Origin of the sequence: Prevotella pallens (assembly GCF_900454935.1) — a bacterium.
Classification (GTDB): domain Bacteria; phylum Bacteroidota; class Bacteroidia; order Bacteroidales; family Bacteroidaceae; genus Prevotella; species Prevotella pallens.
The window spans coordinates 420,281-432,501 of sequence record NZ_UGTP01000001.1; the positions used below are offsets into that span (position 1 = coordinate 420,281).

The window sequence follows — 12,221 nt, forward strand, 5'->3', positions numbered from 1 at the left end:
TATTCTCCAAGTAGTCTATCAACAGTAGAGATACGCATCTGTTTTATTGCATAACATTCCTTTTACCCGTATTTCCTGACCCTCTGATTTCTTCGTGATAAAGATAATTCACTATCGAGGGATGTCCTTTGGGACTTCGTTCGTAAGGCAATTCATTATCCACATACTTACATTGAGCCTCCTGTGCCATTTTCGCGGCCTCTTGCTCCAATTGCTTCCAATATGTTCGGTCTTTATGCAAATAGATTTCTTCATAAAGTGGGAACAAATGGGGATAGTGTGATTTGATATAACCCATAATGTTGGCCTTAAAACCACCCCGCAGATTGAGGTTCTCAAGCCAAAAGAGGTCGCAAATATCTTTCACTTCATGAAAAATAGCTTTGAAATTGGTGATGCCAGGGAAGATGGGCGACACAAAACAAATGGTTCGGATGCCCGCCTCGTAGACCTTTCGCATGGCTGCGATGCGCCGCTCTATGCTCACGGCCTTGTCTATGTCGGCACGAAATGTCTCATCAAGTGTGTTGACTGACCACGATACGGTGACTTTCTTCATTTGCCGGAGCAGGTCAAGATCGCGCAACACGAGGTCGCTCTTTGTACAAATGAGTATTTCTGCATCGCTGTCTTTGAGCTCTTCAAGCAGTTTACGTGTCCTACGGAACGTTGCTTCTTCGGGATTATACCCATCGGTCACTGATCCAATAACCACGCGTTGTCCGGCATATTTCTTCGGATTCTTGATTGCAGTCCAATGCTTCACGTCTAAGAAAGTGCCCCATTCTTCTTTATGTCCTGTGAAGCGCTTCATGAATGAGGCGTAACAATACTTGCAAGCATGGGTGCACCCCACGTATGGATTCACCGAATAGCCACCAACAGGGAGGTTGGACTTGGTCATGATGCCACGCACCTCTTTCGTTCCAATGAGTGTATTACCATGCTGGCTCTCAGCCTTTTGTATGCTCACTTCCCCAACCCTTGTATTGTCACCGACAACTTCCACATGATTAAATCCATGCGACATTACCACCTGCCGATCGTTTTCGTCTTGCACAAAAAATCGCATATCTTTAAGTATAATTTCATAAGCCGCCTCATCGATATGGTCATCGTGCAAATGGGTAAGCAACACCGCATCTACACCTTTTAACACCTCTTCTACGGGAAAAGGTAGTTCATGAAGTGGGTTGCGCAGGTGTTGATTTCTACTAAAGGGGAAAGGAGGCATGCAGCCTTTCTTTCCCAACATGGGGTCGATCAGAATTTTCTTTCCCCCATATTCAACGATTATCGTTGCGTTTCTTACTTGCTGAATATTCATTGTTTATTAAAATTAAAGTTTAACATTGGCTTCCAACATAATACCATCTTTCAGAGGTTCATCATCATCAGAGAACGAATTTGCCTTATATTGTACGCAAAGCACGAGCATTTCGCTGCTGCCTGTGTTCTTGAAAGCACGTTTGCCATTGGGCGCAATTCTCACGATGCTTCCTTCTGAAACGGGAAATCGTTTGCCGTCTACATCGAAAATTCCGTCACCTTTAAGAATGAAATAAAGTTCTTCATGGGTTTTATGGGCATGGCGTGTGCCATAATCCTGCCCAGCTGCAAGACTTTGGAAAGACAATTCTGCGCCTGTTGCTTGTAGTGCATGTCCGGCAAACACCTTTCCTGGGATAGAGAAATTGCCCATAGCCAACTCATATTCCTTAATTTCATTCAACTTACCTACGTTCACCGTGGTGAAGTTCTCACCTTTTTCTACATTTTTAATTTCTTTCATAATGCTATTTGTTTTGATTACGAGTGCAAAGGTAGTGCATAAAACAAAGACACATTCTACCATTAATAATATATGCTCTACCATTTTGATAAGCCATTAATTATTCGTACATTTGTTGCATGAAATTAGAGAATCACCCCCAAGAACTTACACAAGTTCCTTTCAGCAAAACGGAATGTGGTGTAGACTTCAACATCAATACCGATACGCACGAGCGTTTGCGGGGCGTATTGATGGAGTATCCGTCTTTCAAAACCAACTTCTTCGAGTTGTTTTTCTTCAGGAAAGCATCCGGGTGGCTGCGTTATGGCTTTCAACATATCGCGTTGAAAGACAATATGGTGCTGATACTTTCACCGCACATCCATCAGGAGTGGCACATTGATGAAAGCCAAATGGATTATCGTTTCCTTATTTTCCGTGATGATTTTCTTTCAACCTATCTTGCCGATCCTTTCTTTACTTATCGTTTGCTTTATTGCTACCAAACAGATTTCCCACCCTATCTGTCGGCTACAGCTATGGAACAACAAGAATACGAGCGTTTGCTTGTGCGGATAAAAGAAGAACTCAACCATCCTCTTGCCGACAGCTATCACATCATTGTATCCTTGCTTCATTATCTGCTCATGACCCTTAATCGTAGGTATTCTGCTCAATACCATCTGCCTTTTGATGCCCCCAAGAACCACCATGCCTTTGAGTTCAAACAACTCTTAGAGAAGCATATTCGCCAATACCAACAAGTGGCCGACTATGCAGCCATGCTGAACATCAGCCGCATCACATTGAATGCTTCTGTACAGGCACAATATGGGCAAACGGCCGTACATCTGCTGAAACAACGTCTGCTTGCAGAAATCAAGAATGAAATACTATTTACTGACAAAACTACCAGTGAATTGGCATACGAATTCAATTTCTCGGAGCCGGGACATTTAATGCGTTTCTTCAAAAAACAAACAGGACAGACGGTTACGGAGTTTAAAGAAGAATATAAAGGACAACAGTTTACCGCAGAATAGAAAAATGATTAAACGAAGAACTTACCAATAAACGAACGGCACTTGAAACAGATATATCTCTGCTCAAGTGCCGTTATCCATTCACCAATATACGCTTATTGCCTTTATCCTGTTCGCCAACTCTTGTAATTCTCCTCCAGTATCTTCTCCAAGTCCGAAGCCTTGTAGAGTATCTTTCCTGCAAACTGCGTGTAGGGAATAATCTTCCTGTCTCGGTAGTCCTGCAAGGTACGGGGACTGATATACAACCGCTCGCACACTTCCTTTCCCGTAAGGAAAAGCTCTCCGGCAAAGAGTGGCTTGTGCGTCTCTGCTACTTCCACAATTCTTTTTCCCACACTTCTTAGTGCCGAGACAACCAGCTGCATCTCGTCGTTCTCCATATTCAAATCTTTTGCCATTTCCATTATATTCTGCTGTTTTTAGAGCAGAAAGATGCTTTATGCGTAAACGGCCTATTGGGTAGCATTGCAAGACGTCAGTTTGTACCCTCAAACTGCGCCCAGCTCCCCTCATCAGACTATCGGGGAGGTTAGACCGTAATCACTCCGTTCTCATCGGTCAGCCATCAGGAATTAAGCAACAACGAAAAGAGGACTTTTATATGAACAGATTCAACAGCAAGACTGCCCGATGGCAGCAATGTACTGGAGTATATTTTCCGAGAGGGAAAACTCGGCAAAGCGCTTCTCTTTCACAATCTCTGTGGTACTACGCCAAAGGAGGTTTACGAGGAAATGAAGATGGTGAGCGATTACAACACGCGGTGCAGGAACAAATTCCTACGTATCGAAATAGGCATTGCACCACAAGATGAGAAAAGATTGGGTCTTGCATCCGTCCGTAACCTTGCGTCAAACTTTGCAATACGCATGGGACTTGCCAGCCATCAATGGGGGGCGGTAACGCACAAGGATACCGGCAACATACACATTCATATCATCGCCAACCGTATCAGCCTGTATGGAGAAGTCTATGACACTACTTTTGTGAGTAACAAGGCTGCAAGGGTGGCGAAGGACATCAGTCGTAAATATGGTATGACCATTACAAAGGAAATAAAGGTAGAGAAGGCACATCAGAAAGCAAAAGCCAATCCAACGAGAGAGCAAACCAAGCAGCAGGTACGGAAAATCTGCTACGCCTTGCTCAACCAATACAAAGGCTCAGGCATCACAGGGCATTCCATGTTCCTCTACGACCTCAGCAAGAGTGGCGCAACCATTGAACGTTTGAAAAACAAGCAGGGCAAGATCTATGGCTTGAAGTTCGCATACAGTGGACAGACTTTTAAGGCATCTGAAATCGGCAGTGAGTTCGGTTACCATTCCTTGCAGAAGAACTTTGAGATAAGTAACACGACAGAGCCAAAGAAAGTTACGGCAATGGAAGATGAGCCGGAAAAGAACAGAACTCAATCCCATACAGGTTATCAACTCGTTCCTCCCAACCGCTCCTATACGTCACCTGCCAACACAAATAAAAGTTCATCTATTGCACAAGCCGTAGGCAATGTGGCAAGTACTGCCTTAAGTGCAGCCGAAGAAATCATTTCTGGAGCAGGCGGGTTAATCAACCCACAGACACACGGTGATGATTATGCCGAGACAGCATGGTAGCGAAGGCTCTACCGATATGTTTGAGTTTAATTTCTCAATGCTTCCGTTGCATTTACATCCGCCTTCTGCATTACTTAGACACTTATTATATAGTTTTACTTACGTGTAAATAAAACTTTATTTACGTGTAAGTAATATATTATTTACGTGTAAGTAAAACTTTACTTATGTGTAAGTAATATTATTTATTACTTATACGAATGTTACGGATACATATAATTGATGAAAGAATGTTATGCAGAGCTTATTATGCATTCACCTTGCTGTTTTTCTTTCCACCTATCTCACATATTTTCTTAAAAGTATGTTGTCTAACAATTTGTCCATTGCGGTGCTATCTCTTTGTCTATCTAGTAGAGGAAAACAATAACGAGGGTGTGTCAAAATGTACACATCCTCTTTTTATGCACAAAGCCCCGACTTTCTCAAGCCAGGGCTTTGCTATTTCCTAAAGTTTTTGTACCTTTAGGCATTAAAAAAATCTCATTATGACAAAGATACACTTTCGTTCTTACATACACAAGAAAATGATTCTTTTTCCTCAAAGAATTGATAAGGATATCGCAGAAGACGACCCTGTTCGTCTTTTAGACGCCTTGGTGGATAATCTTATGTTGGATAATGTCTACAAGCTTTATAAGCCCAGTGGTCGCAAGCCTTATCATCCACAAATGATGCTCAAGGTGATTCTTTACGCCTATATGAATAATATCTATTCCTGCCGTCGCATAGAGTCGCTTCTCAAGCGTGACATTCATTTCATCTATCTGGCAGGATATGAGCAGCCTGATTTTATTACCATCAATCGTTTTCGTAATCGTGTGAAAAAGGAAATCAACAATATCTTTACACAAGTCGTATTAGTACTTGCAGCCAAAGGTTTGATAAGTCTTGACGTTGAATATATTGACGGCACAAAGATAGAATCGAAAGCCAACAAGTATACCTTCGTTTGGAAGAGAACCGTGGAAAAGAACCGCGCCAAGTTGCAGGAACAAATACGCACACTTTTGCTTCAGGTTGATGATGTCATAGCGCAGGACAATGCCGCTAAGACAGAAGGTGTCGAGTTTACTGCAGCTCTACTCGATGAGATATCCAAGGAATTGAACAAGTCTTTGGAATCAGCCCCTGAGCCTAAGACAAAAGAAGAGAAGCAGGCTGTTAGAACCAAGAAAAAACAGCTTAAAGAGCTTGAGAAGAAACGTAATAAACTCCAGGAGTATGACCAACACCTTGAGGTTATGAGAGAGAGAAACTCCTACAGCAAGACCGACCCTGATGCCACGTTTATGCACATGAAGGAGGATGCTATGCGGAACGGACAGACTAAGCCTGGATATAATCTGCAGATAGCAACGGAGAACCAGTTCATCACCGACTTTGCACTCTATGCTAATCGTACAGACACGCTCACACTTTCTTCTTTCTTGGAGTCTTTCAAATTACGCTATCATCGTTATGCCAAGACAGTCGTAGCCGATTCGGGGTATGGCTCCGAGGAGAACTATCTGTTCATGGACGTACATAATATGGAAGCCTATGTGAAGTATAACTACTTCCATAAAGAGCAGCGTCCACGCTACACACCTAACCCATTCAGTCCCGCAAGCCTTTATTATAATAAGGAACAGGATTTCTACGTCTGCCCTATGGGACAGCATATGAAGCGTATAGGTATGAAGCGTTCCCTAACCTCTAATGGATTCGTTACTTACAGCGTACGTTATCAGGCAGAACGCTGTGATAGTTGTCCCTTGAGAGGCTCATGTTTTAAGGCAAGAGGGAACAGAATTATAGAAGTAAATCATCAACTACAGCACTATAAACAAAAGGCACGGGAACTACTGACCTCGGAAGAAGGCATCAAGCATCGAGGACGAAGGTGCATAGAACCTGAAGCTGTTTTTGGACAAACAAAATATAATAACCTGAACTCGGGATAAGAATAATACTCAAAAAAGTTGGTAATCTCGTTATATTTTTGTAACTTTATAGTTGAAAATCAATAACTTACAATTAATATAGCGATGATTACCAAAGACAAAATTACCGAAATCTTTTGTATTGCAGATGACTTTTGCAAAGAATTTGAGTCAGAAATTGATAAAATAGGGCTTCCTAATGATACCAAGTGTAAGCATCGCCTTCGTAAATGGCGTATGAGCAAGTCAGAAATCATAACCATAATGATCTGTTTTCATTTTAATTCTTATCGTAACTTTCAACATTATTATATGTTCTTTATCAAGGAGCATCTTGCAGATATGTTTCCTCATCTGTTATCCTATAATCGTTTTTTGGAGCTTGAAGCTAGAGTTTCGGTAGAAATGATGATGTTCTTGCAAATATGTTGTTTTGGCAGATGTACTGGTATTAGCTTTATTGACTCTACCTGTATCCCAGTCTGCCATAATAAACGTATTTACCGCAATAAGGTTTTTAAGGATTATGCTACCAGAGGCAAAAGCACAATGGGTTGGTATTTTGGATTTAAACTGCACCTTATATGCAATGAACGAGGGGAAATTCTCAACTTTATGCTTACCAAAGCCAATGTAGATGATAGAGATGAGAATGTCTTTAATAGGCTGACTGATAATGTTTTTGGAAAATTATTTGCCGATAAAGGATACATCTCTAAGGGACTATTTGAAAAATTATTCAATGATGGCATTAACTTGGTAACAGGTATAAGAAGTAATATGAAAAACAAGTTAATCCCAATATATGATAGACTGCTTTTAAGAAAAAGATCTGTAATTGAAACTATCAATGACGAACTGAAAAATGTAGCACAATTGGTCCACTCTAGACATAGAAGTGTACTTAATTTTGCTATGAATGTATTATCAGCAATGGCTGCATATAGCTTCTTTGAAAAGAAACCTGAAGTCAATTTAGATTTCTGCATAGAACAACACAACGGTCAACTTTCTTTGTTCTAAAAAAACAGTTTGTTTTTGATAAAAAGGAGTAGCCTCAATCTAAGACGATTGAGGCTAAATGGGTTTTAGGATAAATAAATTAGAGTAATAAAAAGAAACTTATCCCGAGTTCAGGTTAATAAAGCCTATAAGAGGTTTAGGCATTTTGGAAAAGACAAGGTCAATATGGACTTTGCCTTCTTTGCTATAGCCTTTAACATAGGGAAAATGTGTAGAAAAACCAATCTCAAGGAACTAAAAGACATTATGGAGGTACTTTTAGTCACCTTCAGATGCTTTATACAAGTTTATATAGGTTATTTAAAGCCCTATAAATCATTTTATATGAAATTAGCAGCATAGCTGCAGTAAATAACGAATTATGTGGTAGACAAGGTAAAGGGAGAGTAAAAAAGAGGATGTATCAATTTTGACACACCCTCGTTATAATTGTAACTTATAAGTCTTGTTTTAAGCTTTAGCATTCTCTTTGTCAGAGAAGTCTATAATGCTTTTCTTATTAGCTTCTAAGCGTATATGTTCTTCTTGAGAGCCAACTATAAGCTTTTGCCACTGACGAAGACCTGTACCCGCTGGAATGAGGTGTCCACAAATAACGTTTTCTTTCATTCCCTCGAGCGTATCACTCTTACCACGAATTGCAGCCTCATTAAGAACTTTAGTTGTTTCTTGGAACGAAGCAGCTGACATAAAGCTCTTTGTGCCAAGCGCCGCGCGTGTAATACCTTGCAACATCTGTGTTGCAGTGGCTTGAACAGCATCGCGCACCTGAACGAGTTTTAAGTCGCGGCGTTTAAGATTAGAGTTTTCATCACGCAATTTACGTACAGAAAGAATCTGTCCTTTATAGCAATATTCAGAATCTCCTGGGTCGGTAACAACCTTTTTACCCCAAATGCGGTCGTTCTCTTCTAAGAAGTCGAGCTTATCAACTAGCTCTTGTTCGAGGAAAGTAGTATCGCCAGAGTCGTCAATTCGCACTTTGCGCATCATTTGACGAACGATAATTTCGAAGTGTTTATCGTTAATCTTCACACCTTGTAGACGATAAACGTCTTGTACTTCGTTTACAATATATTCTTGTACAGCCGTAGGGCCTTTAATAGAAAGAATATCGGCAGGTGTTATGATACCATCAGAAAGCGGAGTTCCTGCTCTCACAGCATCGTGTTCTTGAACAAGAATCTGTTTTGACAAACTAACGAGATATTTCCGTTGATCGCCGGTTTTAGATGTAACGATTATTTCGCGATTACCACGTTTCACTTTGCCCATTGTAACTTCACCATCAATTTCGGAAACTACAGCTGGGTTAGATGGATTACGTGCCTCGAATAGTTCGGTTACACGTGGTAAACCACCTGTAATATCGCCGGCACCACCTACAGAGCGTGGAATCTTAACAAGCGTTGTACCTGTAGTAATTTCTGCTCCATCTTGAACTATTTGCTCTAAGTGTCCACCAACAGGAAGGTTGTAAGTACCAAACACATCTTCTGGAGCATACTGCCCGCCAGCACCTTTTTTAGCACCTGCACGCACAACATCAACAGTAGGAACAAGCGATTTATCGCGCGATTCTGTAATGATGCGTTCGGTAAGTCCTGTTGCATCGTCGGTTTCAGCTTTATAAGTAGCTCCCTCTACAACATCGTGCAAACGAAGTACGCCAGAATATTCGCTAACAATGACAGCATTGAATGGGTCCCAACGGCAAATAAGGTCGTCTTTCTTTACTTTATCTCCACTCTTAAAATAGAGAGAACTTCCATAAGGGATACCTTCCGTTAAGAGAACAATACCAGTATTGATATCAATAAAGCGAATTTCTGCCAAGCGACTTACAACTTTTTGACATTCGCGATCTTCATCGTCAACAAATGGAACTGTACGAAGTTCATCGAATTCAATTTTGCAATCGTTCTTCGCAATGATAGATGCATTGGCTGCAGCATTAGAAGCAATACCACCAGCGTGGAATGTACGAAGTGTAAGCTGTGTTCCAGGCTCTCCAATAGCCTGTGCTGCGATAACTCCGACCGCTTCCCCCATCTGTACCATACGAGCTGTAGCTAAGTTGCGACCATAACACTTTTTACATACACCACGTTTGCTCTCGCAGGTAAGTACAGAACGAATTTCAATCATTTCGAGCGGAGATTCGTCAATAGCTTTTGCTTTAGCCTCTGTAATTTCTTCGCCCGCAGCAACTATTATCTCACCCGTAGAAGGATTAATAACATCGTGTACAGATACACGACCGAGAATGCGTTCGTAAAGAGAAGCAATAACTTCGTCTCCACTCTTCAATGCTCGACATTCAAGTCCGCGAAGCGATCCACAGTCTTCTTCTGTTATAATAACATCATGGGAAACGTCTACCAAACGGCGAGTTAGATATCCTGCATCGGCAGTTTTCATAGCCGTATCGGCAAGACCTTTACGAGCACCGTGTGAAGAAATAAAATATTCGAGCACAGACATACCTTCCTTAAAGTTTGAAAGAATAGGGTTTTCTATAATCTGTGCACCCTCAGCACCTGCTTTTTGAGGTTTTGCCATCAACCCACGCATACCAGCAAGCTGTGCAATCTGGTCTGCAGAACCACGAGCACCAGAGTCAAGCATCATATAAACAGCGTTAAAACCTTGGTCAGCCTCAGTCATGTGTTTCATTACGCTTGCTTTCAGGTTGTTGTTTACGTGAGTCCACGCATCAATTACCTGGTTATAACGTTCCTTATCGGTAATGAATCCCATTTCGTAATTAGCCTTAACCTGATCGACCTCAGACTGTCCCTTACCTACAATATCAACTTTCTCGCTTGGTACAATTATATCGTCCAAGTTGAATGAAAGACCTGCAGTATAAGCCATACGGTAACCAAGATTTTTGATACCATCAAGGAAAGCACATGCACGTGCCATACCAACAGATTTGATAACATCTGCAATCAATCCGCGTAGCGATTTCTTAGAAATAATACCATTGAAATAGCCTACTTCTGTTGGAATAATCTGATTAACAATGATTCGACCAACAGAAGTTTCTACCATTCGTTTCTGAAGTTTACCATCAACGAGGTCATCGACAATAACCTTTACCTGTGCATGGAGGTCGCAATGTCCTTCGTTATGAGCAATAATTGCTTCTTCGGCACCATAGAAACATAGCCCTTCTCCTTTAGCCCCTGGACGAATCTTAGTGATGTAGTAGAGACCTAATACCATATCTTGCGAAGGAACCGTAATAGGTGCACCGTTAGCAGGATTTAATATATTGTGGCTCTGGAGCATTAATATTTGTGCCTCGAGAATAGCCTCATTGCTTAATGGGAGGTGAACAGCCATCTGGTCTCCATCGAAGTCGGCATTAAATGCAGTACAAGCCAATGGGTGTAACTGGATAGCTTTTCCTTCAATAAGTTTAGGTTGGAAAGCTTGTATACCAAGACGGTGAAGGGTAGGAGCACGGTTGAGAAGAACTGGGTGTCCCTTCATTACATTTTCCAAGATATCCCAAATAACAGGTTCGCGACGGTCTACAATCTTTTTGGCGCTCTTTACGGTCTTCACAATACCTCGTTCAATGAGTTTGCGTATAATGAATGGTTTATAAAGTTCGGCTGCCATAAGTTTAGGTAGACCACATTCGCCCATCTTCAGCTCTGGTCCTACAACAATAACAGAACGAGCAGAATAGTCTACACGCTTACCAAGAAGGTTTTGACGGAAGCGTCCTTGTTTACCTTTGAGAGAGTCTGATAAAGATTTTAAAGGGCGATTGCTTTCGCTTTTAACAGCAGAAGACTTACGGCTATTATCGAACAAAGAATCTACTGCCTCTTGCAACATTCGTTTTTCGTTACGGAGAATAACGTCTGGTGCTTTTATCTCAATAAGGCGCTTCAAACGATTATTACGAATGATTACACGACGATAAAGGTCGTTCAAATCAGAAGTTGCAAAACGTCCTCCATCAAGTGGTACTAATGGACGAAGTTCTGGAGGGGTAACTGGTATAATCTTCATAATCATCCATTCTGGACGATTTATACCTTCTGATTGACGGAATGCTTCTACTATTTGTAATCGCTTTAAAGCTTCTGTTTTGCGCTGCTGACTAGAATCGGTTGTTGCACGGTCGCGAAGCTCACCCGCTAAACGGTCGAGGTCTATATTAGCTAACAAGTCGTAAATAGCTTCAGCCCCCATCTTTGCAATAAATTTCTTCGGATCAGAGTTATCCAATCTCTCGTTACCTTCTGGTAAACGGTTATCAAGAATATCTAAGTATTCATCTTCAGATAAAAGATCGAATTTATGAGAACCATTTATTTCTTCTCCTGTATCTGAGTACTTCATATTCTCAACAACACCAGGTTGAACAACAATATATTTTTCATAATATACAACGCTGTCCAACTTCTTAGTTGGGAGACCTAACAAATAACCAATTTTATTAGGTAGACTGCGGAAATACCAAATATGCGCTACTGGGACTACAAGTTCGATATGTCCAGCACGCTCACGGCGTACTTTCTTTTCTGTAACTTCTACACCACAGCGATCACAAACGATACCTTTATAGCGGATACGCTTATACTTTCCACAAGCACATTCATAGTCTTTCGTAGGACCAAAAATACGCTCACAGAATAAGCCATCACGTTCAGGTTTATAAGTACGATAGTTAATCGTTTCTGGTTTGGTTACTTCTCCAAACGAATTTTCAAGAATTTCTTCTGGAGAGGCTAATCCTATTGTGATCTTGTTAAAATTACTCTTAACTTTATTATCTTTCTTAAAAGCCATGTTTTTTTAATTTTGGGTGTGC

General features: G+C 41.1%; 7 protein-coding genes and 3 pseudogenes. 5 read left to right on the top strand and 5 right to left on the bottom strand.

Translation table 11 applies throughout. The features are described from left to right. Positions 1-43 precede the first annotated feature (43 nt). From DX009_RS01765 to DX009_RS01770, 3 genes and pseudogenes are all read right to left on the bottom strand, one after another. The gene (locus DX009_RS01765; protein ID WP_262510428.1) at positions 44-967 is read right to left on the bottom strand and encodes a radical SAM mobile pair protein B; all 924 of its coding nucleotides are present in this window, start codon (positions 965-967) and stop codon (positions 44-46) included. Then, positions 947-1,327: pseudogene (locus DX009_RS13250) on the bottom strand (MBL fold metallo-hydrolase); the annotation flags it as partial. The gene DX009_RS01765 and the pseudogene DX009_RS13250, both read right to left, overlap by 21 nt. Before the next feature lie 12 nt (positions 1,328-1,339). Next, positions 1,340-1,792, bottom strand: coding sequence for a cupin domain-containing protein (locus tag DX009_RS01770; protein WP_115082821.1), 453 nt, complete (start codon positions 1,790-1,792; stop codon positions 1,340-1,342). A 119-nt stretch (positions 1,793-1,911) separates the two neighbouring features. On the opposite strand from DX009_RS01770, the gene DX009_RS01775 reads away from it, so the two are divergent. Beyond that, positions 1,912-2,817, top strand: a complete 906-nt coding sequence (locus tag DX009_RS01775) for a helix-turn-helix domain-containing protein (RefSeq protein WP_115082822.1) — start codon at positions 1,912-1,914, stop codon at positions 2,815-2,817. A gap of 104 nt (positions 2,818-2,921) precedes the next feature. Here DX009_RS01775 and DX009_RS01780 read toward each other — a convergent pair whose 3' ends face one another. After that, the gene (locus tag DX009_RS01780) at positions 2,922-3,227 is read right to left on the bottom strand and encodes a helix-turn-helix domain-containing protein (protein ID WP_115082823.1); all 306 of its coding nucleotides are present in this window, start codon (positions 3,225-3,227) and stop codon (positions 2,922-2,924) included. 216 nt (positions 3,228-3,443) lie between these two features. Here DX009_RS01780 and DX009_RS01785 point away from each other — a divergent pair, with 216 nt between their 5' ends. The 4 genes and pseudogenes from DX009_RS01785 to DX009_RS01800 all read left to right on the top strand — a co-directional run. Continuing rightward, on the top strand, positions 3,444-4,436 hold the full coding sequence (locus DX009_RS01785) for a relaxase/mobilization nuclease domain-containing protein (RefSeq protein WP_115082824.1): 993 nt from the start codon (positions 3,444-3,446) through the stop codon (positions 4,434-4,436). Between the two features lie 488 nt (positions 4,437-4,924). Next, positions 4,925-6,364, top strand: a pseudogene (locus DX009_RS01790) (IS1182 family transposase); the annotation flags it as partial. Positions 6,365-6,466: 102 nt separating this feature from the next. Beyond that, positions 6,467-7,384 (top strand): IS982 family transposase, encoded by a 918-nt coding sequence (locus tag DX009_RS01795; RefSeq protein WP_115082805.1) that lies wholly within the window; start codon positions 6,467-6,469, stop codon positions 7,382-7,384. A 117-nt stretch (positions 7,385-7,501) separates the two neighbouring features. Further along, positions 7,502-7,726 (top strand): annotated as a pseudogene (locus tag DX009_RS01800) (transposase); the annotation flags it as partial. 108 nt (positions 7,727-7,834) lie between these two features. Here DX009_RS01800 and rpoC read toward each other — a convergent pair. Then, positions 7,835-12,199 (bottom strand): DNA-directed RNA polymerase subunit beta', encoded by a 4,365-nt coding sequence (gene rpoC, locus DX009_RS01805; protein WP_115082826.1) that lies wholly within the window; start codon positions 12,197-12,199, stop codon positions 7,835-7,837. Positions 12,200-12,221: the final 22 nt, after the last annotated feature.